The 22839-nt window shown below is 70.1% G+C and carries 20 protein-coding genes and 1 riboswitch; of the genes, 11 read left to right on the top strand and 9 right to left on the bottom strand.

The features are described 5' to 3' along the window. Positions 1 to 252: 252 nt before the first annotated feature. A complete protein-coding gene (locus AC3DEV_RS15285) occupies positions 253 to 825 on the top strand; it encodes a DUF6512 family protein (RefSeq protein ID WP_488372622.1) in 573 nt (190 codons plus the stop codon). Between the two features lie 84 nt (positions 826 to 909). Here the strand turns inward: AC3DEV_RS15285 and AC3DEV_RS15280 are convergent, their stop codons facing one another. Next, a complete protein-coding gene (locus AC3DEV_RS15280; protein ID WP_119192991.1) occupies positions 910 to 2067 on the bottom strand; it encodes an acyl-CoA dehydrogenase family protein in 1158 nt (385 codons plus the stop codon). 148 nt (positions 2068 to 2215) lie between these two features. Further along, positions 2216 to 2740, bottom strand: a complete 525-nt coding sequence (locus tag AC3DEV_RS15275; protein ID WP_488372621.1) for a DUF3253 domain-containing protein — start codon at positions 2738 to 2740, stop codon at positions 2216 to 2218. Positions 2741 to 2875: 135 nt separating this feature from the next. On the opposite strand from AC3DEV_RS15275, the gene AC3DEV_RS15270 reads away from it, so the two are divergent. After that, a complete protein-coding gene (locus tag AC3DEV_RS15270; RefSeq protein ID WP_488372620.1) occupies positions 2876 to 4444 on the top strand; it encodes an FAD-binding protein in 1569 nt (522 codons plus the stop codon). Between the two features lie 34 nt (positions 4445 to 4478). Here AC3DEV_RS15270 and AC3DEV_RS15265 read toward each other — a convergent pair whose 3' ends face one another. From AC3DEV_RS15265 to ctaE, 5 genes are all read right to left on the bottom strand, one after another. Continuing rightward, positions 4479 to 6947 carry an AAA family ATPase gene (locus AC3DEV_RS15265; RefSeq protein WP_488372619.1) on the bottom strand — a complete coding sequence of 823 codons (2469 nt, stop codon included), beginning with the start codon at positions 6945 to 6947 and terminating at the stop codon, positions 4479 to 4481. A gap of 95 nt (positions 6948 to 7042) precedes the next feature. Next, positions 7043 to 8665, bottom strand: a complete 1623-nt coding sequence (gene qcrB, locus AC3DEV_RS15260; protein WP_488372618.1) for a cytochrome bc1 complex cytochrome b subunit — start codon at positions 8663 to 8665, stop codon at positions 7043 to 7045. After that, positions 8662 to 9852, bottom strand: coding sequence for a cytochrome bc1 complex Rieske iron-sulfur subunit (gene qcrA / locus AC3DEV_RS15255; protein ID WP_488372617.1), 1191 nt, complete (start codon positions 9850 to 9852; stop codon positions 8662 to 8664). Before qcrA ends, qcrB begins: the two co-directional genes overlap by 4 nt. After that, positions 9849 to 10733: a cytochrome bc1 complex diheme cytochrome c subunit gene (gene qcrC / locus AC3DEV_RS15250; RefSeq protein ID WP_159149176.1), complete on the bottom strand. Its 885-nt coding sequence runs from the start codon at positions 10731 to 10733 to the stop codon at positions 9849 to 9851. The genes qcrA and qcrC overlap by 4 nt, the downstream gene beginning before the upstream one ends. A 55-nt stretch (positions 10734 to 10788) precedes the next feature. Then, on the bottom strand, positions 10789 to 11400 hold the full coding sequence (gene ctaE, locus AC3DEV_RS15245; RefSeq protein WP_120285797.1) for an aa3-type cytochrome oxidase subunit III: 612 nt from the start codon (positions 11398 to 11400) through the stop codon (positions 10789 to 10791). A 291-nt stretch (positions 11401 to 11691) separates the two neighbouring features. On the opposite strand from ctaE, the gene trpD reads away from it, so the two are divergent. Continuing rightward, complete coding sequence (trpD, locus tag AC3DEV_RS15240; protein WP_120285798.1) at positions 11692 to 12750, top strand: anthranilate phosphoribosyltransferase; 1059 nt, start codon at positions 11692 to 11694, stop codon at positions 12748 to 12750. On the opposite strand, the gene AC3DEV_RS15235 is transcribed toward trpD, so the two are convergent. Beyond that, positions 12737 to 14368 (bottom strand): DEDD exonuclease domain-containing protein, encoded by a 1632-nt coding sequence (locus AC3DEV_RS15235; protein WP_488372616.1) that lies wholly within the window; start codon positions 14366 to 14368, stop codon positions 12737 to 12739. The two genes, trpD and AC3DEV_RS15235, sit on opposite strands and share 14 nt — an antisense overlap. A 154-nt stretch (positions 14369 to 14522) precedes the next feature. Here AC3DEV_RS15235 and AC3DEV_RS15230 point away from each other — a divergent pair, with 154 nt between their 5' ends. The 4 genes from AC3DEV_RS15230 to AC3DEV_RS15215 all read left to right on the top strand — a co-directional run bounded on the left by AC3DEV_RS15230 (position 14523) and on the right by AC3DEV_RS15215 (position 18222). Then, a complete protein-coding gene (locus tag AC3DEV_RS15230; protein ID WP_096905661.1) occupies positions 14523 to 14741 on the top strand; it encodes a hypothetical protein in 219 nt (72 codons plus the stop codon). 79 nt (positions 14742 to 14820) lie between these two features. Further along, positions 14821 to 14969: riboswitch (cyclic di-AMP (ydaO/yuaA leader) on the top strand. 12 nt (positions 14970 to 14981) lie between these two features. After that, a complete protein-coding gene (locus AC3DEV_RS15225) occupies positions 14982 to 15593 on the top strand; it encodes a C40 family peptidase (RefSeq protein WP_119192985.1) in 612 nt (203 codons plus the stop codon). Positions 15594 to 15764: 171 nt separating this feature from the next. Then, the gene (locus tag AC3DEV_RS15220) at positions 15765 to 16934 is read left to right on the top strand and encodes an NlpC/P60 family protein (protein WP_488372615.1); all 1170 of its coding nucleotides are present in this window, start codon (positions 15765 to 15767) and stop codon (positions 16932 to 16934) included. 154 nt (positions 16935 to 17088) lie between these two features. Beyond that, complete coding sequence (locus tag AC3DEV_RS15215; RefSeq protein WP_067713719.1) at positions 17089 to 18222, top strand: glycosyltransferase family 4 protein; 1134 nt, start codon at positions 17089 to 17091, stop codon at positions 18220 to 18222. A 34-nt stretch (positions 18223 to 18256) separates the two neighbouring features. Here AC3DEV_RS15215 and AC3DEV_RS15210 read toward each other — a convergent pair whose 3' ends face one another. After that, on the bottom strand, positions 18257 to 20056 hold the full coding sequence (locus tag AC3DEV_RS15210) for an AMP-dependent synthetase/ligase (RefSeq protein ID WP_488372614.1): 1800 nt from the start codon (positions 20054 to 20056) through the stop codon (positions 18257 to 18259). 141 nt (positions 20057 to 20197) lie between these two features. Between AC3DEV_RS15210 and AC3DEV_RS15205 the strand changes: the two genes are divergently transcribed. From AC3DEV_RS15205 to AC3DEV_RS15190, 4 genes are read left to right on the top strand one after another with little or no spacing between them, the layout of a single operon-like run. Beyond that, positions 20198 to 20659 carry an SRPBCC family protein gene (locus tag AC3DEV_RS15205; RefSeq protein WP_154830756.1) on the top strand — a complete coding sequence of 154 codons (462 nt, stop codon included), beginning with the start codon at positions 20198 to 20200 and terminating at the stop codon, positions 20657 to 20659. Beyond that, entirely contained in the window at positions 20656 to 21543 is an 888-nt protein-coding gene (locus AC3DEV_RS15200; protein ID WP_488372613.1) for a hypothetical protein, read from the top strand. The genes AC3DEV_RS15205 and AC3DEV_RS15200 overlap by 4 nt, the downstream gene beginning before the upstream one ends. Positions 21544 to 21587: 44 nt before the next feature. Beyond that, entirely contained in the window at positions 21588 to 22328 is a 741-nt protein-coding gene (locus AC3DEV_RS15195) for a lysophospholipid acyltransferase family protein (RefSeq protein ID WP_067713729.1), read from the top strand. Between the two features lie 6 nt (positions 22329 to 22334). After that, on the top strand, positions 22335 to 22832 hold the full coding sequence (locus AC3DEV_RS15190; protein ID WP_067713732.1) for a polyadenylate-specific 3'-exoribonuclease AS: 498 nt from the start codon (positions 22335 to 22337) through the stop codon (positions 22830 to 22832). The last annotated feature ends 7 nt before the right edge of the window (positions 22833 to 22839 follow it).

Genomic DNA, 22839 nt, shown 5'->3' with positions numbered 1-22839 from the left:
CGGCCGCGCGATTCTCGGCGTGCAGTGCCGCCAGGGCTGCGGAGCTGGCGGCGGTGACGGCGGGACTGCCGGCCACCGCTCCGGCATCATCCCCGGTGGTCGTCTCCCGCATGTGCACCCCCTCGGGTGGACGAGTGCCGCACCCCGTATCGCTCGTGTGTTCGATTGGGGAAACACTAGCAACGGGGTCCGACACACGGCTTTGACCTGGGAAGACCGGCGGACTGCGCCGATCGGTGGGAGGATGAGGCCGTGTTGGACACGGGTGCCGTCGTCTCGGTGAGTTGGTGGGCGGTCATCCCGCTGATCGTCGTCGGCTCGGTGCTCCACTTCGCCTACGACTGGAGCGGGCACAACCGGGTCGTGGCCGTGTTCGCCGCGGTCAACGAGAGCTACTGGGAGCACATCAAGATCGCCGCCTGGCCGACCATGGTGCTGTACGCGGCCCTCTTCGTGCTCGGGGGCGCCTCGCAGCCGTCCTTCGTGCCCGCGGCCACTGTCGCCCTCTATTCGATCCCGGTGACGATGATCGGTGTGGTGTTCGCCTACAAGGCGGTCGCAGGTCGCAATGTGCTGTGGGTGGACATCGCCGTGTTCGGCCTGTGTATCGCGCTCGCCCAGGCGATCTTCGTGAGTCTGCTCAACGGACTGGAGGCGGACGTCCTCGTCGTCGTCCTCTCGGTCTTCTACCTGGCGGGCATCGTCGCCGCCTACGTGGTGTTCACCCTGAGGCCCCCCGCCGAGCCCGACGTCTTCATCGACCCCATCACCAACAGATACGGGGTCGAGGGCCACGCCGACTACGAGGCCGCACCCGAGGGCTGACGGGCGTGGCGCAACCCGTCGGACGCCTCGGGCCCCGTCCGCGGGGAGCGGACGGGGCCCGACGGAGCCAGGGTGTCGTGGGACCTACAGGCCCATGTCCTTGGCGATGATGGACTTCATGACCTCGTTGGTGCCGCCGTAGATGCGGTTGACGCGGTTGTCCGAGTACAGGCGGGCGATCGGGTACTCGTTCATGAATCCGTAACCGCCGTGCAGCTGGAGACAACGGTCGATGACCTCGGCGGCCACCTCGGTGCAGAACAGCTTGGCCGAGGCCGCCTCGGCGGCGGTGAGCTCGCCCTCGTCCAGCGCCTCGAGGGCGCGGTCCGCGACGGCCTGCGCGGCGTCGACCTTGGCCTGGCACGCGGCCAGCTCGAACTTCGTGTTCTGGAACGAGGCCACCTCCTTGCCGAAGACCGTGCGCTGCTGCGTGTACTCCTTGGCGAACCGCACGGCGGCCGCGGCCTGGGCGTACGCACCGTAGGCGATGCCCCAGCGCTCGGACGGCAGGTTCTGCCCGAGGTAGTAGAAGCCGCGGTTCTCCTCGCCGAGCAGGTCCTCGACCGGGACCTTGACGTCGGTGAAGGACAGCTCGGCCGTGTCTGAGGTCTTGAGTCCGACCTTGTCGAGCTTGCGGCCCACCGCGTAGCCCTCGAGCTTGGTGTCGACGGCGAGCAGCGAGATGCCGAAGCGGCGGTCGTCCTCACGCGGGGGAGCGGTACGGCAGGCCACGATCACGCGGTCGGCGTGGACGCCGCCGGTGATGAACGTCTTGGCACCGTTGAGGACGTAGTGGGTACCGTCCTCGGAGAGCTTGGCGGTGCTCTTCATGCCGGCTAGGTCGGACCCGGTGCCGGGCTCGGTCATCGCCAGTGCCCACATCTCCTCGCCGGAGACGAACTTGGGCAGGTAGCGCTGCTTCTGCTCCTCGGTGGCCAGGGCCTTGATGTAGGGGAGGCCGAGCAGCACGTGGACACCCGAGCCGCCGAAGTTCACGCCGGCGCGGGCGGTCTCCTCGGACTGGATGGCCTCGAACTTGTGGGAGTTGATCCCCGCGCCGCCGTACTCCTCGTCGACGTTGATGCCGAACAGGCCGAGGTCGGCGAGCTTGTAGTAGAACTCACGCGGGACGATGCCGGCCTCGAACCACTCCTGGAAGTGGGGGGTCACCTCGGACTCGATGAAGTCACGGAGGGTCTGGCGGAAGGCCTCGTGGTCTTCGTTGAACACAGTGCGGCGCAAGTGCGTGCCTTTCCGTTGGACGGTCTGCTCCGGTGGCAGGCCACCGTTGAGGGGAGCGGAGCGTCAGGTTGGTGTACTCCTACTGGTGAGTAGCCTACAAGAATTCGAACTCTCTCACCCGTCCGCCGACCCATCCTGCGCCGCGACATCACCCCGTCGTCGGAGTGAATTCCAGGCCGTCGTCGGCGATCAGCCTGATCGGCCCGGTCACCTCACGCCCGGTGACCCGCTCGCCACGCTGGGTCACTGCCACCACGCCCTCCTCGCGGAGGTCGAAGGCGACCTCCCGGGCTACGGGCATGAGGTCGCGCCAGTGGTCCCCACCAGCCACCCGCGCTGCGTCCGATGGGCAGATCGACCCCTGTCCACGCGAGCGCAGGAGCGTCCTGATCGTCGCGGCCAGCCGATCGCGTGTCCCCTCCCGGGTGGGTTCCCACCACGGGTCGCCGCGCTCACCGAGCGCGACCTTGGCGTCGTGCACCATCACCCGGGCGGCATCGCCTTCGGTCTTGACCAGCCGGCGACCGGTCATCAGTGCGCGGACGAGCTCCGAGCGGAGCTTCTCCGGGATTGAGGGATCCGTCGCGCGCCACCGCCGGCCCCCGACCACGATGTGGCGACCGTCCTCGGTGTGTTCCACGCCGGCGCCGGTGCTGTCGTCTCGATCGGTCACACCCAGATCCTGCACCGCCTCCCCCTCGTTCCCCACCGATCGGCGATCGAGGGTGTCGCGCACCGCGCCGGTGTTAGGGTCACGACAGGAACTGGAACGTGTTCCACCGGAGCAGTATGACGATGAGGGGCTGCCGTGACGGCGCAGGACAACACATTCGACGCGGAATTCGACGTGGTGGTCGTGGGGTCGGGGGTGGCAGCCCTCTTCGGTGCCGCGACCGCCGCGGCCCGGGGTCTGTCGACCTGCCTGATCGAGAAGACCGACCGCTTCGGCGGGACCTCCGCGTACTCCGGCGGCGCCGTGTGGCTCCCGGGCAACTCCGTCCTCGCCCGGGACGGGGTCGAGGACTCCGTCGAGCGGGGGCGCACCTACTTCCGCGCCGTGGTGGGGGACCGCACCGCCGCCGACGTCCAGGACGCGTTCCTCAACACCGGGCCGCAGGTCGTCGAATTCCTGCAGGACGAGCTGGGCATCCCGACCCGCTTCCAGGCCTTCCCCGACTACTTCGACGCCCCGGGGCGTCAGGAACTCGGCCGGAGCATCTACCCCAAGCCCATCAAGGGCGAGGAGGTCGGCGACCGGGCGACCGACATCCGTCCGCCGGTTCCGGCCGACCAGTTCGGCGCGGACGAGGACACCACCAAGCTCGAGGGCGGCAGGGCCTGGGTGGCGCGACTCGTGCTCGCACTCGACGCGATGGACACCGCGGAGACACGACTGAACACCGCGGCCGAGGAACTGGTCCGTGACGATGACGGACGTGTCGTCGGGGTGGTCGTGAACGGTGTCTCCGGCCGGCAGGTGCTGGGCGCACGCCGTGGGGTACTGGTCGCCGCCGGCGGTTTCGAACGGTCGGCGGACCTCCGCCGCCGCTGGCAGGACATGCCCACCGCCGACTGGTCCTCGTCCCACCCCGCCACGGGCTCGGGAGACGCCGTCCGCATGTTCGAGCAGGTCGGCGCGGAGCTGGACCTGCTCGACCAGTCCTGGTGGTGCCCCGCCACGCTGTTCCCCAACGGGCACGCCGCGTTCACCCTGGGCTTCCGCTCCGGGATCATCGTCGACGGCACCGGCCGGCGCTTCGCCAACGAACTGCTGCCGTACGACCAGATGGGGCGCAAGATGCACGCCCGCATGTCCGACGGGGCCGGTGACGAATTCTGGCTGGTGTTCGACGACGCCGAGGCCGGCGGCTACCCGGCCATCTGTATCCCCGCACCCGAGCCCGACGCATTGCGCGGTGCCGGCCTGTGGCACACCGCGGGATCCGTCGAGGAACTGGCCGAGGCCACCGGGCTCGATACCGCCGCGTTGCGCGAGAGCGTGGACCGGTTCAACGGCTTCGCCGAGCAGGGTCGCGACGCCGACTTCGCCCGCGGAGAGGACCCGTACGGGCGGTTCTTCCTCGGTGCCTCCACGGCCGATCAGTGCCTGCGGCCTCTCGGCGGCGAGCGATTCCACGCCGTCCGACTCGTCCTCGGCGACCTCGGCACCAAGGGCGGTGCGGTGATCGACGCGAACGGCGCCGCGCTCGACGCGGACGGACGTCCCATTCCGGGTCTCTACGCCGCCGGCAACTCGTCCGCGTCGGTCTCCGGTGAGGCCTACCCGGGTCCGGGTGTGCCCCTGGGGTCCGGGATGACCATGGCGTACCGGGCGGTGGCCGACATGGCCGGGCAGGCCCTCCCGATCGCTCCCTGAGCACGGCGCCGGCGCCGGCGACGAACCACCCCGGTCAGCGGCCGGCCCATGCGAGGAAGTCCGCGGCCGCGATGACCGGCGTGCCCCATTTGTGGGCCGCCCTCGCCTTGGTCGACTGGCTGCCCGGCTCCGCGACCACCAGGGCGTCGCAGCGACTCTTGGTGACCGCACCGACGGGCACCAGGCCACGGCCGAGGGCGAGGGCCTCCATCTCGTCCCGGGACACGAGGATGCCGCTGCGATCCAGGGCGCTGCCGGAGAAACACACCCGCGTCCCGGGCTGCAGGACGTCCGCCGCGCCCGCCTCTGGCGGAGCCTCCAGCCCCCGCGTCAGGTCCGAGCCCACCACCTCGGAAGCCAGCCGGAGCCGCTCCAGCACGTCGGCGGTCATCGGCACCCGCTGCGCGGCGCGTCGGATCTGCTCGGCGACGAGTCCGCGCGCGCCTGCCCGGAGATCGCGGTCGCCCGGGGTGACGATCTCGTCGTCGTCGTCGTCGTCGTCGTCGGCGTCGTCCCCGGCCCCCGGACGCCCACCGCGGCGGGGGCGCCCCAACAGAGCGGCCCCGACCTCAGCGCTGATACCGAGCATCGCCGACAGCTGGGGGAGGACCTCGGAGGTCGGTGGGCGGACGTCGGCGTCACGGCTGAGCAGGTAGCCGACCGTGGCCTCGTCGCCGAGGTCGGCGTCGAACGTGCCGGCCGCCGCGTCATCGAGGTGCAGCCGCCCGTGGGCCTCGAGCGCCACCCGCGCACGGGCGATGGCCGATCCGGAGCGGCCACGGGCCCGCTCACCCGGGGTGAGGGCCTCGGTGGGGATGTCGACCCCGACCGGCAACGGCACCGTGCCGCCCAGACGCGCGAACTCGGCGTCCAGTCGACCGAGAGTGACGTCGAGGTCCACGCCCACCGGGGTGTACCCGTCCACCAGTGGGGCGACCATCGACCACGCCTCGAGGAGCGTGGGGGCGAGAAGGACATCGGAGACGGTGATGTCGTAGTCCGTCCGCGCCCGGGCCAGGTCGCGCTGGGGATTGACCAGCGTCGTCACCGCGGTGCCGTCGGGGAAGGCGATGGCGAGCTCCACCGGCCGGGGCCGGGACCGGGGCCCGTCCTCGCCGACGGACACCACCGCGACAGCGCAGTAGCGGCGGGCCGATGGCCCACCGTCCGGCGCCCGCAGGAACCGGATGATCCGCCGGTCCGTCTTGAGGTCCCCGGGCAGCACCGGCCGGGTGAGGACGAGGCCTTCCAGAGACCGACAGCGGCTCAACGCCACGTAGAGCTGCCCCGCCACGAACGTGCCGCCGCCGAGATCCACGACGACCCTGTCCAGGGTCTGTCCCTGGCTCTTGTGGATGGTCACCGCCCAGGCGAGGGTGAACGGGAACTGGGTGAAGGACCCGACCACCTCGTGTCGCATACCGCCGCCGTCCGTCACCGGTCGGGTGACGTCCCAGGTGTGGAGCGCGACCTCGGCGACCTCACCGCCGGTGAAGGCGACGACGACGACGGGTCCTCGCTCTCCGCGGTCGCCCCGTCGCCCGAGGGTCACATCGAGCACCCGTCCGATGGATCCGTTCACCCAACGGTCCGCCGGGTCATTGGTGAGCATCATGACCTGCGCGCCGACCTTGAAACCCAGTACCTCCCGGGTGGGGAGCTCGAACCCGGTGAGATCGCCGGTGAGCGTCGCCTCCATCGCCAGTTCCGACCCGGATAGCCGATCGAGGCGGCGTTGGTTGTGGCTCGCGGCCCTGCGGTTGGTGGTGGTGAGCGTCAGCCAGAACTCGTCGTCCGGCGGATCGAAGTCCGGGTCGGTGCGGGAGTTGAGCCGTTCGCGCGCCGGGCCGACGAGAGCGCCCTCGCGGATCGAGTTGAGGATCGCGGTGAGCTCCGGGTCACCGGACTGCCGGAAGACATGGGTGAGGTCGACGGTGGGGAAGTGCTCGGGGTGGTAGCGCTCGGCCGAGAAGAAGTACGGCGTCGGGTAAGTCGCCTCGAAGGACGATCTCTCGGAGGCCGTCACCACCGGCGGTAGCTGGAAGAGGTCGCCGACGAGGACGAGCCGGACGCCCCCGAACGGCATCGTCGGGTCCGGGCCGAACCTCTCGAGCGCGATGGCGACCATGTCGAAGACGTCGGCCCGCAACATCGACACCTCGTCGATGACGAGTGTGTGGGCGCCGGCGAGGGCCTGGGTGAATCGCCCGGGACGGTATGCGCTGCTGCGGACGTGCTCGACGGTGTGGTCGGGGTGGAAGCCGAACAGGCGGTGGATGGTGTAGCCGCCCACGGTGAGGGCTGCGATCCCGGTGGGTGCGGCGACGAGGGTGGGGTGGTCGGTCTCGGCGAGGAACCGGCGGATCAGGGTCGACTTTCCGGTTCCGGCCCTACCGGTGAGGAAGAGATCGTGTCCCGAGTGCAGAAGGTCGAGTGCGCGGTCGACCTCGTCGGTGAGCACGAGTCCGCGTCCGGGGCCCACCGGCATCCGATCGTCGCTCATCTGTGCCTCCCATCGGCCGCGACGGCTGGCTTCCGACGACCGCGGGCCGGACCTCCAGTTGGAGATCCGGCCCGCGGTCGGGTGCTGTCGGGGAATCAGTGCCCGTCGTGGCGACGAGTCCGGTTCTCCTCCTGCAACGTGGTGAGCATCGAGTGCTCGCGGTGGTGCTTGTCGTGGTCGGCGTCCTCGAGCAGACGGGCCTCCTCGACCGGATCGGCCTTGAGAGCGCCCCGCGGGGGACGGCCGGCCACACCGAGCTGGTTCATCTTGGTGGGCACCTTGGCGCCGGCGTAGGCGAGCGGAACGGCGTGGCCGTGCTCGTCCATCTCGCCGAGCGGCTGGTGAACCTCGATGAACTCGCCCTGCGGCATCCGCATGATGATGCCGGTCTCGATCCCGTGCTCCAGAACCTCGCGGTCCGCGCGCTGGAGACCCAGGCACAGGCGGTAGGTGAAGAAGTACGCCAGCGGCGGCAGGATGATCAGGCCGATACGGCCCGCCCACGTCGTCGCGTTGAGCGAGATGGAGAAGAAGTACGAGATGAGGTCGTTGGAGCCCATCAGGACCAGGATCACGTAGAACGTGATCGCCATCATGCCCGCAGCGGTGCGGACGGGCACGTCACGCGGACGCTGCAGCAGGTTGTGGTGCGCCTTGTCCCCCGTGATCTTGGATTCGATCCACGGGTATGCGAACATCAGCGCGACCATGGCGCCCAGCATGACGGCCACCCAGGTGGTCGCGGTCACGGTGTATGGGCCGAGGTAGAGCTCCCAGGCCGGCATCACTCGCGCGCCGCCCTCTGTCCACAGCATGTACCAGTCGGGCTGCGAGCCCGCCGAGATGTGTGACGGGTTGTACGGCCCGAGGTTCCATATTGCGTTGATCGTGAACAGGCCCGAGAAGAGCATGAGCATGCCGACCGTGATGGCACCGAAGGCGATCGATTTCACGGCGAAGACCGGGAGGATCCGAACGCCCACGACGTTGTTCTCCGTGCGGCCGGGCCCGGGGAACTGCGTGTGCTTCTGGTACCAGACCAGCGCCAGGTGGGCGGCGATCAGCGCGAGGATGATCGCGGGGATGATCAGCACGTGCAGAACGTAGAAGCGCGGGATCATCAGCTCGCCGGGGAAGTCCCCGCCGAAGATCATCCAGTGCATCCAGGTGCCGATGACCGGCAGGCCGACGATGATGCTCGAGGTGATCCGGAGGCCGGTGCCCGAGAGGACGTCGTCCGGCAGGCCGTAGCCGAGGAAGCCCTCGACGATGCCCAGGAGCAGCAGTACACAGCCGATGACCCAGTTGGCCTCACGCGGGCGACGGAACGCGCCGGTGAAGAAGATGCGGATCATGTGGACCACCATCGAGGCGACGAACAGCAGCGCCGCCCAGTGGTGGATCTGGCGCACGAAGAGTCCGCCACGGACCTCGAACGAGATGTTCAACGCCGTCTCGTAGGCACGGGAGATCTCGATGCCGTTGAGCGGTGCGTACGCGCCCTGGTAGATCACCTTCGACAGTGACGGGTCGAAGAACAGGGTGAGGTAGACACCCGAGATCAACAGGATGATGAAGCTGTAGAGGGCGATCTCGCCCAGCAGGAAGGACCAGTGCGTCGGGAAGACCTTGTTGATCTGCCGGCGCAGGCCCTTGGACATGGTGTACCGCGAGTCCAGGCCATCGCCCAGTGCCGCGAGTCTCGTGTTGTTGCTCATGAACGACGCTCCCAGAAGGCAGGTCCGACCGGCTCGATGAAGTCACCGTTGGCGACGAGGTAACCCTCACTGTCGACGGCGATGGGCAGCTGCGGCAGTGCACGGGCGGCGGGGCCGAAGATCGGCTTCGCGTACTCGAGCGCGTCGAACTGCGACTGGTGGCACGGGCAGAGGAATCGATGGGTCTGCTGCTCGTACAGCGACGTGGGGCAGCCGAGGTGGGTGCAGATCTTCGAGTAGGCGTACAGGTCGCCGTAGTTGAAGTTCTCCTGGCCCTTGCGCTTGGTCACGCGTGCCGCGTCCTCGGGACGGAAGCGGATGAGCATGACCGAGTTGCGCGAGCCGTGGATCGAGTGCATGTGCTCCTCGAAGTTGCCCAGGGCGCTGGCGGGGAGCGGGAAGACGGACTCGAGGCCACCGGCGGACAGGTCGTCCACGCGGATGCGCTCGAGGCGACCCTCGCCGGCCGGCGGGTGCCCGTCGGGGTAGACCTTGCCGGTGTCGCGGCCGAGGTAGACCTTCTCCGGCGGGAGGCCGTCGGGACGGGTGTCGGACGCCAGGGTCCACCCGGTGGTGTGCAGGGTGCCGTCGCCGGCGAGCGTCATCTCACCGCGCTTCCACGGGTTCTTGATCATGCCGCCGAGCGGCAGGATCGCGGAGAGGCCGATGAGCCCGACACCCGCACCGAGGAAACCACCCATGACCTTGCGGCGACCCAGGGTGGAGGTCTTCCACGAGTCGTTGAGCTCGGCGACGAAGGTGCGCCGGTCGAGATCGTCCGAGGCGCCGTCGTGGCGAGTCTGGACCGAGATCTCCTCGGGGATGAATTTCTTGGTGAACTGCACTGCGCCGAAACCCAGGAACAGGATCGACAGTCCGATCGTGAGGCCGAGCAGCGGGGTGTAGGCCATGTACAGCCAGTAGCCGTCCTCGCCCTCGCCGCGGTACTCCCACGGCCAGAAGATGTAGACGACGGCAAAGGCGAGGCCGAACAGTGCCGACAGCGCGAACCAGGTGGTGACGGTCAGCGCTGCACGCTTCTCGGCGCGGGTGGTGGTGCCCTCCGGGAAACGGGACTCGCGGAACCGGACGTCGACCTCGTCGAGTTCGGTACCCAATCGCACGAGCTCGGAATCGCTCATCCGGTCGAGGTCCGCCGGGGACGGGTTCTTCGGGGTCTCACTCATGAACGGGATCCGATCCACAGGGTCGCACCGATGAGGGCGACGATGCCGACAAGCCACATGGCCACACCTTCGGTCACGGGGCCGAGCCCGCCGAGGCCGTAGCCTCCGGGCGAGACCTTGCTGTCCGCGTCCTTGATGAAGGCGATGATGTCCTTCTTCTCGTCAGGCGTGAGCTGGCGGTCCGAGAACTTGGGCATGTTCTGCGGCCCGGTCAGCATCGCCTGGTAGATCTCCTGCTCGTTGGCAGGGTCGAGAGTCGGGGCGTACTTACCCGCCGACAGTGCGCCACCGCGGCCGGTGAAGTTGTGGCAGGACGCGCAGTTGAGCCGGAACAGTTCGGAACCGCGGGCGATCTCCTCCGAACGACTCTCGCCGGAGGCGCCGCGCAGCGACTCCTGAGCGATGGTGCCGTCCGGGTTGGTGATGATGCCCGGTCCACCGCCGTGGACGTCGACATACGCCGCCAGGGCGATGATCTGGTGCTCGCTGTAGCGGGGCTTCTTGCGCTCCGCCTGGGCCTCGTTGTCCGCCGCGGGCATGCGGCCGGAGTGGACCTGGAAGTAGGTCGATCCCGCACCGACGCCCACGAGCGAGGGACCGCGGTCCTCGACACCCTGCAGGTTCTGGCCGTGGCAGGTGATGCAGGCGACGTCGTAGATCGACTTGCCCTCGGCGATGAGCGCGGCCTGGTCCTGCTGGGCCGTCGCCACCTGCGGCTCGGGCACGACTGCCGTGGCGATGGCTCCCGCGCCGAGGAGGCCGGCGGCGATGACGAGCGCGCCGGTCGCCTTGCGGCGCCGCTTGGTGGACGCCGGACGCGTCGGGGTCGTCGCCGGGTCCGGCGACGGCGTGTCCGCAGCGGGTGGGTGAGGTGAGTTCATTGTGAGTTCCCTTTGGTGTTGGGACCTGCTGGACACAGCGTCCTGCGGCCAGCTGCTACTGGATGAAGTAGATGGTGACGAAGAGGCCGATCCAGACCACGTCGACGAAGTGCCAGTAGTACGACACCACGATGGCGGCCGTGGCCTGCGCCGGGGTGAACCGCGACATCGTGGTCCTCATGACGAGGACGACGAAGGCGAGGACACCCGCCGCGACGTGGAGACCGTGGAAGCCGGTGGTGATGAAGAAGACGGACCCGTAGACGCTGGAGGAGATGGTGGTGCCCTCGAGGACCAGCATCACGTACTCGTACGTCTGGCCGATGAGGAAGACCGTGCCCATCACCGCGGAGATGACGTACCAGCGGCGGAGGCCGAAGACGTCACCCTGCTCGGCGGCGAACACGCCCATCTGGCAGGTGAACGACGACGCCACGAGGATGACGGTGATCGTCAGGGCGAACGGCACGTTGAGGTGCACCGGGTAGGAGGGCCAGTCACCTCCCGAGTTCGCCTTGGAGACGAAGTACATCGCGAACAGACCCGCGAAGAACATCAGCTCCTGGGACAGCCAGACAATGGTGCCCACACTGACCATGTTCGGCCGATTCAGCGAATGAACACGCTGGGCCATGGCCGATCCTGAGTTATCTACTGCGCTCGTCACGTGGCCAAGTATGACCCCTGAGGAGGGACGAGTCTGCACGGACCCCCGAAATCGGCGTGTCTGTCCAGCGTTTCCGCAGGTCGCTTCGGAAACCCTCAGGGCAAGGGTCGGTATTGGTCCCCCTTGCAGGGGCTATCAGGGCACTCTCAGGCCAGCCCCGGCCGCTCGCCGCCGCCGGAGTGCAGGGTGTCAGCGCACGGGCCGGGTCGGAACAGTGGCACGATTGACGACGTGCGGGCGGCGCCCTGTGGGGCGTGTCCGTTTCCATGACACCAGAGGAGGTCGGGACACGTGGGCAGTTCGGCAGCGTTCGACGGGGGCCGGTCGTGGCCCGGGGTTCTCGGCACCCTCACCGCGGGCGGGGACCTCGATCCGGCGGAGGCCGGGTGGGCGATGTCCCGGATCATGGAGGGTGTCGCCACCGACGCTCAGATCGCAGCCTTCGGCGTTGCCCTGAAGATGAAGGGCGTCACGGGTCCGGAGCTCGATGCGCTGGCCTCGACCATGCTCGACTACTCCCGTCGGGTGCCCACTGATCGTCCCTGCGTGGACATCGTCGGTACCGGTGGTGACCGCCAGGGCACGGTGAACATCTCGACGATGTCCTCTCTCGTGGTGAGCGCCTGCGGAGTGCCCGTGGTCAAGCACGGCAACCGGGCGGCATCGTCCAAGAGCGGCGGTGCCGATGTGCTCGAGGCGCTCGGGGTGGCGATCGACCTCGGCCCAGAGGACGTCGGGCGGTGCCTCGACGAGGTGGGCGTGGCCTTTTGCTTCGCGCCCGTGTTCCATCCCGCGCTGCGTTTCGCCGCGACCCCCCGGCGTGAGATCGGGATCCCGACCGTCTTCAACATCCTCGGGCCTCTCACGAATCCCGCGGCACCCGCCGCGAACCTCATCGGCTGCGCCTTCGAGGGGCTGATGACGGTGATGGCGGAGGTGTTCGCGCTGCGCGGCAGGTCGGCGCTCGTGGTGCGTGGGTCGGACGGCCTCGACGAGATCACCATGACCGGTCCCACCCGGGTGCTGCGGGTCTCGGACGGTCATGTGGACGAGGATCAGGTCGAGCCCGCCGACTTCGGGATGAGCACCTGCTCGATCGAGGAGTTGCGGGGCGGGGACGGCGTCCACAACGCCGGGGTCGCCCGCGATCTCCTCGCGGGAGCACGGGGCCCGGTGCGCGATGCGGTATTGCTCAACTCCGCGGCCGCGCTGGTGGCCTTCGACGGTCTCGAGCGTGGTTCCGACCTGGTATCTGCCATGCGGGCCGCGGTGGACCGGGCCGCCGCGGCGATCGACGACGGCGAGGCGGCGCGGCTGCTCGAGAAGTGGGCCGGGTTCAGCGTGCGCTGACGAGTCCGGTCCCGCGGTGCTCGGCGGCGGCGCTCTCGGCCAGGGTCGCCCAGCCGGTCAGCGTGTGCGCCCCGTCAAGGGGGAGCGTCCAGCAACCCTCGACCGAGACGATGCGTGTCCTGGTCGAGTCGATCCACCGGTGGACGTTCCGGATCTGGGCGGCGGTGGCACCGGCGAAGGGGCCCGGGCCGGGCTGCACGGTGGTCGCGGCGGCCCGGAGTCCGTCGATGACCGGCATCGGTGCCGCTCCCGGCGGGACGACCCCGGATCCGGCGAGTCGACCGTGGCGCACCACCGCGACCGCCCACGTCCGGCGCGGCGCCGGCTGTGCGAGAACGATCTCGGGCAGCGATGCCGTTGCGGCGAGTTCCTGCCGTCGGGAGAGGACCCGCACGAGGGCTGCGGTCCTGTCGCGGAGCCTGGCCGCGCGTTCGAACGCGCCCTCGGCCGCGAGTACCTCCACGCGGTCGACCAGATCCCGCAGGGGACCGGAGTCCCGTCCCTCCGCCAGCGCCGCCCAGCGATCGGATCCCGGGGCGGTGCCGAACACGCCGAGGAGGTCCTCCCAGGCGGCCCGGGCGTCCTCGGCGCGCCGGAAGGGCCCGATGGCGGCGGGGTCGTCCGGGGTTCGCACGACCTTCGGGCGGGTGGCGCGGCCGGTGGGGGGCGTGAGCCACCAGCCGCGGCGAGGGCTCCGCGACCGGGTGTTGAACGGGGGTTGAAGCGAGTCGATGAGCTGTTCCTCGACGGTCCACGCCTCGAGGAGGTGGGCGCACGCGACCGAGTCGATCGAGTCGGCCAGCCCGACCATGGTGCGCATCCGTCCGCGCGTGTCACCGCCGGAGTAGTAGGACCGGGCCCGTCTGCGGACCGCGCCGGACGAGCCGATGTACAGGGCGCCACCGGCGTCGTCCCGGAACACGTAGACACCGGGCCCCTCGGTCAATGACCCGGTCATGGCGGCCCGCCGCCTCACCTCCGGGGAGAGGCGACCGTCGTAGGCCCGTAACTCCGACAGGGTCGAGACCCCGCAGTCGCCGACCCGCGAGATCAGTGCGTGGAGCACGTCGACCGTGGCGCGGGCGTCCTGCAGGGCCCGGTGATTGGGCTCCACGGTGGCCCCCAGGTGCGCGGCGAGGACTCCCAACCGGTGGCCTCGTGTCTCCCCGCGGTGCAGCACCCGCCTCGCGAGAGCCAGGGTGCAGAGCGACGGGGGATCGGGCCACGGGTGCCCGGTCGACGCGGCGGCGGCCCGCAGGAACCCCAGGTCGAACCGCGCGTTGTGGGCGACGAGGACGGCCCCGCGGGAGAATTCGAGAAACGTCGACATCACCTCGCCGAGACTCGGGGCACCGACGAGGTCGTCCGGAGCTATCCCGGTCAGTCTGCTGATGTGGCCGGGCAGGGCACCGTCGATCGAGACGAACGTCGACAGCTCCGCCTGCACCTCGCCGCCCCGAACGCGTACCGCGCCGATCTCGGTGATCTCGTCGCTTCCGGTCCGGGTGCCCGTCGTCTCCAGGTCGACCACGACGAACGTGACGTCGGACAGCAGAGGCTCGAGATCGTCGAAAGCTGCCTGCACCCCGCTCGAGACGGGGGAGGGGGATCGGGGCATGCCGGAGACGGTAGCCCCGCCCTCCGACACGGCCGGCCCCGCCGTGGTTGTCGGACCTTGTCCCTAGGGTGCCCCGCAGTACGACCACCCCGGGCCCGGATCGCGGCTCGATAACGAACGGGCAACACGCCCAGGACGAAGTGTGAGGTAGATCATGTTCACGATGGACTGCGTGCGGTGTCCCGCAGGACCCGCCGCATGTGACGGGTGCATCATCGCCGTTCTCGACGCCGGAAAACCGCAGGTGGACGAGCTTTCTCCGGAGTCGTGCGGCTATGTTCTGGACCCGGAGGTCCGCGAGGCGATCGACGTCCTGCGCGAGGTCGGAATGGTCTCCACGGTCGAGATTCTGGGGGCTGACGTCGCCGCGTGAGCGATGAACTGGACTTCGACGAGACGGTTTCGTAACCTTTTCGAGACCTCGGAAGTCATCGCCCGCCTGCCGGCGGGGAGCCGGGGTCACACCTAAGCGCCGAAGGGCGCACCGGGGAACCAAGATCCACTGGGGTGAATCGCACGAGGGCCTACAGGTCCGAAGCGTAGGACAGACTTCCGTGTCCGAACCCGTCAGCTAACCCGGTCGGTGCCGCAGGAAGAAAGAGGAACAGTCTTCGTGGGAGCCCACAGCATCAAGACCAGCTCGACCGGCCGCCGTGTCGCCGCCGCCGGCCTGCTCGCAGCCGGAGCCGCTGTCGCCGGTTCCGGAACCGCCGCCGCCGCACCCGTCACCGTCGACGTCCCCGTCGAGCTGCGGCTGCCCGGCGTGCCGAACCAGGTCTCGTTCGACCTACCGGAGGGCATCGAGCTCCCGGCCGGCCTGGCCCAGGCCCAGGCACAGGCGGCGCCCGTCGAGTTCGCCGCCCCCGCGCCGGTGGTCTCGACCGGCCAGCGCATCCTCGACGCCGCCACCACCCGGGTCGGCTCGCCCTACGTCTGGGGCGCTACCGGCCCCAACTCGTTCGACTGCTCCGGTCTGACCTCGTGGGCCTACAAGGAGGCGGGGATCTCCATCCCGCGCACCAGCCAGGCCCAGATCGGCGGCGGCACCCAGGTCTCCAAGGCCGACCTGCAGCCCGGCGACATCGTCGCCTTCTACAGTGGCGCCAGCCACGTCGGGATCTACGCCGGCAACGGCCAGGTCGTCCACGCCCCGTACTCGGGCACCTCGGTGAGCTACGCGCCGGTGGACTCCATGCCGTTCTACGGTGCGACCCGCTACTACTGAGTCGGGTCGCTCCCCGAACCTCCGCAGACCCCGTCGGCGTCCGGTCTCGAACCGGTCACCGGCGGGGTCTGTCGTCTGTAACATCCCCTCTCGGGTACCCGATTCCACCGTAGGCGTCGGCTGGGCGCCCGCGCCCTGCGTGACCCGGATCCGAGAGTTCGACGACACCAGATGACCCGCAGCCTCAGCGTGCTCGCGATCGCAGCGACCGTGACCACCTCGTTGACCCTCGGTCCCGCGCCGGCCGGAGCGCAGACCACCACCCCGGACCGGTCGTCGCCAACCGCGACCACGGCGCCTGTCCCGGGTCCGGCGACCCCGCCTGCTCAGGACCCGTCTGCACCCGCACCGTCTACACCCGCACCGTCGTCGGCCGCCCCGTCCACCACGCCATCCGCCACGGCGGTGCCCGGCGAGATGAGCGAGGACCTGGCCGAGTTGGCCCGGTTGTCCGAGGAGGCGGGGGCGTTGGGGGAGGAACTCCACCTGGCTCGCGGGGAACTGGACCGCGCCAACGGGGAGCGCGTCCGCCTCGAACGCGCCGCCGGGGTCGCAGCCGGACGGTCCGCCCTCGCGGACGGCACCGCGCGCCGGGACCAGTCCACCGTCGATCACCTCGCGACCATGCGGTACCGGGGCGGGGACACCGGAGCCACACGGGCAGCGGTGCTCGCCGAGAGCCCCCGGGACCTGGTCCACAGGCTCGACACGCTGCGCCGACTGTCCGGGGCCACCACGAGTGCACTGGACGCCTCCAGAGCTGCGTCGCGGGAGGCGGTGCAGCTCAGGGAGGAGGCCGCGCGTTCCGCGGCCGAGGCCCGGGACGCGGCCCGCGTCGCGCAGGAGCGAACCGACGCGCTCGCCCGCCGAACCGAGGAGATGCGGGTACGGATGGATGAGGTCCGTCGCCGGGTCGACGCACTGTCGGACGCACAACGCGATCTCTGGATCGGCGGACCGGTGGTGCCGGAGGGGTACGTTGCCCCGCCGGTGGACGACGTCAATTCCGCGGCGCTCCGAGTCGCACTCTCCCGGCTGGGCGCGCCCTACTCGTGGGGCGCGACGGGCCCGTCCGAGTTCGACTGCTCCGGTCTCATGGTGTGGTCGTACGCGCAGGAGGGCAAGGCGCTGCCCCGGGCGAGCCAGGCGCAGGCGGTCGCGGGCGCCCCGGTGGCGATGAACGACATCCGGCCCGGTGACCTTGTCATCTACTTCCCCGGCGCCACCCACGTCGGGATGTACGCCGGCGACGGTCTGGTCCTGCACGCCCCGACCTACGGTGTGCCGGTCCGCCTCGAGCAGGTCGACGCGATGCCGATCCACGGGATCCGCCGCTACTGACTCCGCCCGACCCGCCCGACCTGGCCGACCCGGCCAAGCACGGCCGCCCCGCGCAGACACCGGCCGTCCCCGATCGCGCTCCGCCCCTTCCCGACGAGGACGACGCACCGGGCGGGGCCGAGGCGGGCCGGGTTGTGTGGCAGGCTCGGAGCCGATGACCAAGACGCTGTTGATCACCAACGACTACCCGCCGCGCCCGGGCGGGATCCAGTCGTACCTGGAGACGTATCTGAGCCACCTGGACCCGACGGACGTCGCGGTGCTCGCCTCGACGTTCCGGGGTGGCGAATCGGCGGAGTACGACGCCGCCAAGCCCTATCTGGTGGAGAGGGTGCCCACCGAGGTGTTGCTCCCCACGCCCGACCTCGCGGCACGCGCACGAAGGCTCGCCTCGGACTTCGGCGCGACGACGATCTGGTTCGGGGCCGCCGCCCCCCTCGCCGCCATGGCGCCGGTGCTACGGCAGGGCCCCGTGGACCGCATCATCGCGAGCACACACGGACACGAGGTCGGCTGGTCGATGCTGCCGGGCTCGCGCCAGATCCTGCGACTGATCGGCGAGTCCACCGACGCGGTCACCTACGTGAGCGACTACACACGGAGGCGGTTCGCGGCGGCGTTCGGCCCCCGCGCCCGCCTGGTGCACCAGCCGGGTGGCGTCGATACGGAGAGGTTCCGGCCGGATCCCGCACGGCGAAGGGCGATCCGCGACCGTTACGGACTCGCGGACCGCGACGTGATCGTGTGTCTGTCCCGCCTCGTGCCGCGGAAGGGCCAGGACATGCTCATCCGGGCGATGCCGGAGATCGCCCGGCGGGTGCCCGGGGCGGTCCTCGTCGTCGTCGGCGGTGGGCCCTATCGGCGCACGCTGGAAGGACTGGCGCGCCGCCTCGGGGTGGCCGACCGGGTCGTCTTCACCGGCCGCGTCCCCGCGGACGAGATCGTCGACCACCACCGACTGGCGGACGTCTTCGCGATGCCGTGCAGGACCCGAGGGGGAGGGCTGGACGTCGAGGGGCTGGGAATCGTCTACCTGGAGGCGTCCGCGTGCGGGGTGCCGGTCGTGGCGGGCCGGAGCGGCGGTGCCCCGGAGACGGTGCGCGACGGCCGGACCGGTCTCGTGGTCGACGGGACGTCACAGGGCGAGGTCGCCGACGCCGTCGCCGGCCTGCTCGAGGACCGGCCCAGGGCGTCGGCCATGGGGGTCCGCGGCCGCACCTGGGTGCTGGAGAACTGGCGCTGGGAGGACCTGGCCCGGGACATGGAACGCGTGCTCTCGGGGGAGTGACCCGCGAGAGCACGCGTTCCGACGCGCGGTCCGATCAGGCGTAGAGCGACTCGATCTGCTGGGCGTACTTCTGGTGCACGACGTTGCGCTTGACCTTCAGGGACGCGGTGAGCTCACCGGTCTCCTCGGTGAACTGGTCCGGGAGGACGTGGTACTTCTTGATCGACTCGGAGTGCGACACGCTCCGGTTCGCCCGCACCAGCGCCTGGTCCAGGTGCTCGATCAGGTCGGCGTCCTTGAGCAAGTCGTACAACGAGCCGGACTTGTCGTGGTGGGTCTTCCACCGCTCGACGGCCTCCGGGTCGAGGGTCAGCAGGGCCGAGACGAACGGCTTGCCGTCGCCCACGCACACCGCCTCCGCCACGAGCGGGTCCGCACGCAGCGCGTCCTCGAGCTGGTTGGGCGCCACGTTCTTCCCGCCGGCCGTCACGATGATCTCCTTCTTGCGACCGGTGATCGACAGGTACCCGTCCTCGTCCAGCGAACCCAGGTCGCCGGTGCGGAACCAGCCGCCGCTGAAGGACTCGGCGGTCGCCTCCTCGTTCTGCCAGTAGCCGGAGGCGACGACGGGTCCGCTGACCTCGACCTCACCGTCCTGCGCGATCCGGACCGCGCAGCCGGGCAGCGGCTGGCCGACGCTGCCGATCCGCATCCGCCCCGGGGTGTTGACCGTGATCGCCGCACAGGTCTCCGTCAGGCCGTAGCCCTCGAAGATGTTGACCCCGATGCCGTCGAAAAAGTGGGTCAGACGGTCACCCAGGGCGGCGCCGCCGGAGATGGCGACCTCGCAACGCCCACCGAGCGCGTTGACGAGCTTGGCGTAGACCAACTTCGAGAAGATCGCGTGGCGCAGCCCGAGGAACGGACCCACCCGGCCGTCACCCCGGTTGGCCTTCGAGTACGCGACCGCGGTGTCGGCGGCCTTGTCGAACATCCACGCCTTGACCGCGCCGCCGTCCTGCGCGGTCGCCTGGGCCTTGTTGAAGACCTTCTGGAACACGCGGGGGACGGCCAGGATGTAGTGCGGCTGCATCTCGCCGAACGTCTCGACCAGGTTGGTCAGGTCGGCGGAATGCGCGATGGTCACCCCGGCGTGGAATCCGGCGTAGGTGATGGCGCGGGCCAACACGTGGGCCAGGGGCAGGAACATCACCGAGGTGGCGTCGTCCCGCAGGATCCCGCTGAACGGCGTCTCGAGCACGGCGAGCGTCTCGGACATGAAGTTGCGGTGGCTGAGCATGACGCCCTTGGGGCGGCCCGTGGTCCCCGAGGTGTAGATCAGCGTCGCGGGGGAGTCGGCGCGGACCGAGGCCCGGCGCTCGTCGAGCACCGAGACGTCGACCGAGGCCCCCTCGGAGGCGAGGGTCTCCAGGACCGGGGTCGCACCGTCGATCACCAGGACGTCGGCGACCTCCAGGCCCTGCACGCCCTCCCGGGCGGTGGTGGCGTGGGTGTCGTTCTCGACGATGATCAACCGGGCCGCGGAGTCCTCCATGATCCAGTGGATCTGGTCGGCGCTGGAGCTGTCGTACACGGGAACGGTGACCGCGCCGACGGCCCAGATCGCGAAGTCGATGAGATTCCACTCGTACCGGGTGGAGCTGAGGAGGGCGACCCGATCGCCCGCCCGGACACCGAGCGCCACCAGTCCGCGGGCGATCGTCCGGACCTCCTCGGCGAACTCGCGGTTGGTGACGTCCGTCCACCGACCGTCGACGGGCTTCTGGAACGCCACGTTCTCCGGGGTGTTCTCCGCGCGGTCGTATGCCGACTGAACGCAGGACCAGTCGTCAGGGACGGTGAAGTTGGCGGGTACCGCGACGTATTCGCGCAAAGGGTCCTCCCGGTGGAGACGTTCAGAGTATGTCGGTGACCACACACACTATCGCCGGGACCACACGGTGGTCACGTCGCCTGCCCTCCGGGTGCCGCGGGTGGGGCGCATCGCGGAGCGGGATATGTGAAGCTTGTGGGTATGAGCGAGCACGACGGCGCCCCCGAGGTGTGGCCGACCAGAGACTCCACGGTGGTCGACGCACCGGTGGAGGACGTCATGGCGGTCATCTCCGACTTCGCCGCGTACCCGGAGTGGTCCGCGTCGATCCGCGCGGCCGAAGTGCTCTCCACCGGTCAGGACGGCCGTCCGGACCGGGTGCGGTTCGAGCTCGAGGCGGGCGCGATCGTCGACGAGTACGTCCTCGTCTACTCCTGGTCGGCGGACGACCGCGGTCTGGAGTGGCGGCTCGAGAGCTCGGCGTTGCAGAGGGCCCAACGGGGCTACTACCGGCTCGAACCGGTGGAGGGCGGCACGCGTGTGGACTACGAACTCGAGATCGAGCTCACGGTCCCGGTGATCGGGAGCCTGCGCAGCCGCGCCGAGCGCCGGATCCTGGGCGACGCACTGAAGGAACTCAAACGCCGGGCGGAGTCGCGGTGAGCAGAACTCGTGTCGTCGTCGTCCTCGGGGGAGATCCCGAGGACCGCGCGGGCGTCACCGCCGACCTGCTCGCGGACCCCGGCTGCACGGCGTTGATCCTGACCGGCCATCCCGATGCCGTCGACCCCCGTCTCGACGTCTCGGAGGACGGGCCCGTCGAGGTCCGGGTCGACGACCCGACGGCGAGGCTCGAGGCCTACCGGTCCGGCGCCGCCGATCCGGACGACGACGTACTCGCGGCGCTCGCCGCCGGAGGGGACACCCCACTGGCCGCGGTGCTCGGGTGGGAGTACGCGCGACGGGCCGCGTCGTCCGAGTACTGGGACGTCGTCGTGGTCGAGCTCGACGGGGACCTGACCGCGGTGCGCCGGCTCGCGGCGGCCGGGGAACTGGCCGCGTTCGTGGAATCACGTTGGCCCGCCAATGTGCGCTTCGCCTCCATGGCGGCGGGCGGACGCGCCGACGTGCGGGTGCGGGAAGCGCACAGACTCGCGCTGCTCGCCGGTGACGTGGCCGGCTTCCTCGCCGGGAGGATCGAGACCATCGTGGTGGGGTCCCCGGCCGGCTCCACGGCTGCCATGGCGACTCTGGCCCGCGGCGCCGTCACCCCGGTGGTGGCGCCCGACGGCGAGGGCGGATACCGGGTCGAGTACCCGGCCCCGACCCGCCCGTCCGCGCCGGTCTCGGTCGAGGGGGACCGGCTCCGCCTGGAGTTCGACGGGTTCCGGGCGGTGGTGGCGCTGCCGCCGCTGCTGCGCCGGTGTGTGCTCACGCAGTCCGTCTTCGAGCGCGACGCGGGTCGACTGGTGATCAGCTTCCTGCCCGACCCGGATCTGTGGCCCCCGAACCTCATACCGTCCGGATCTGCGGACCGCGCCGGGTAGTATCCGCATTCGTCGACAGCCATCACAAGAGGACCGGTGACCCGTTGCTGTACTACCTGTTCAAATACGTGCTCATCGGCCCGTTCCTACGTCTGACGAGTCGTCGGGTCGTCACGGGACGCGAGCACTTCCCCGAGCGCGGTGGCGCCCTGCTGGTCGGCAACCACCAGTCCGTCGCGGACTGGTTGTTCACCCCTCTGCTCCTGCCCCGCCGGGTCACCTTCCTGGCCAAGAGCGACTACTTCACCGGAACCGGTGTCCGCGGCATGCTCAGCCGGTGGTTCTTCGCCGGCTCGGGCCAGCACCCGATCGACCGCACCAACGCCGACGCCGCGCAGGCCGCCCTCGACGCCGGGCTCGAGGTCCTCTCATCGGGGGAGATCCTGTGCATCTACCCGGAGGGGACGCGCTCGCCGGACGGTCGTCTGTACCGCGGGAAGACCGGGCCCGCCCGCCTCGCACTCCGCGCCGGGGTGCCCATCATCCCGGTGGGCGTGACCGGGACCTCCGAGTACATACGCCGGATCTCCCGGTTCCGCCCCGGGCGGCGCACCGAGATCCGGGTCATGCTCGGCGAGCCGCTCGATCTGTCCCCGTGGGCCGGGCGCGAGGGGGACCGGGACGCTGAGCGCGAGATCACCGACGAGCTCATGCGGCGGATCCAGGCGCTGACCAATCAGGAGTACGTCCACGACACGTATGGCGCCGAGATGAAGAAGCGCTACGAGGCGGTGCGCAAGGCCGGGCGGAACCTGCTCGACCACCCCGTCGAGGGACAGCGCTGATCGCCGGTGCGCTACTTCTACGACTGCGAGTTCATCGAGGACGGCACGACGATCGAGTTGGTCTCCGTGGGGATCGTCGCCGAGGACGGCCGGGAGTTCTACGCCGTGTCCACCGACTTCGACGCCTCGGCGGCCGGGCCGTGGGTGCGGCGCAACGTCCTTCCGAAGCTGCCCAACCCGTCGTCGTCCGCGTGGATGTCCCGGAGCCGCATCCGGGACGAGCTCTACGAGTTCGTCACCGCGCCGCCCACCGGCGGGGTCGAGATGTGGGCGTGGATCGGGGCGTACGACCACGTGGCCGTCTGCCAGCTGTGGGGCGACATGACAGCCCTTCCCGCCGCCATGCCCCGGTTCACGCGCGACGTCCGCCAGCTCTGGGAGACCGCCGGCAAGCCCGACCTGCCCGCACACCCGGGAGGGGAACACGACGCCCTCGCCGACGCCCGCCACGCCGCGATGCGCTTCCGCGCCATCGCGGCGAAGTCGCCCCACCTGGGTCTCTGAGGCCCGC

The sequence above is a fragment of the Dietzia sp. IBK-p2-15D genome, assembly GCF_057773105.1.
Note: the sequence above shows the minus strand (reverse complement) of the source record. Positions and strands in the feature narration are given on the sequence as shown.

Excerpts from the sequence above, each read along its gene's own strand:
- AC3DEV_RS15265 (WP_488372619.1), bottom strand. The coding sequence starts at position 6,947 with ATGAGCGACGATCGGATGCCGGTGGGCCCCGGACGCGGACTCGTGCTC.
- qcrB (WP_488372618.1), bottom strand. The coding sequence starts at position 8,665 with ATGAGCAACAACACGAGACTCGCGGCACTGGGCGATGGCCTGGACTCG.
- qcrA (WP_488372617.1), bottom strand. The coding sequence starts at position 9,852 with ATGAGTGAGACCCCGAAGAACCCGTCCCCGGCGGACCTCGACCGGATG.
- qcrC (WP_159149176.1), bottom strand. The coding sequence starts at position 10,733 with ATGAACTCACCTCACCCACCCGCTGCGGACACGCCGTCGCCGGACCCG.
- AC3DEV_RS15235 (WP_488372616.1), bottom strand. The coding sequence starts at position 14,368 with ATGCCCCGATCCCCCTCCCCCGTCTCGAGCGGGGTGCAGGCAGCTTTC.
- AC3DEV_RS15230 (WP_096905661.1), top strand. The coding sequence starts at position 14,523 with ATGTTCACGATGGACTGCGTGCGGTGTCCCGCAGGACCCGCCGCATGT.
- AC3DEV_RS15220 (WP_488372615.1), top strand. The coding sequence starts at position 15,765 with ATGACCCGCAGCCTCAGCGTGCTCGCGATCGCAGCGACCGTGACCACC.
- AC3DEV_RS15215 (WP_067713719.1), top strand. The coding sequence starts at position 17,089 with ATGACCAAGACGCTGTTGATCACCAACGACTACCCGCCGCGCCCGGGC.
- AC3DEV_RS15205 (WP_154830756.1), top strand. The coding sequence starts at position 20,198 with ATGAGCGAGCACGACGGCGCCCCCGAGGTGTGGCCGACCAGAGACTCC.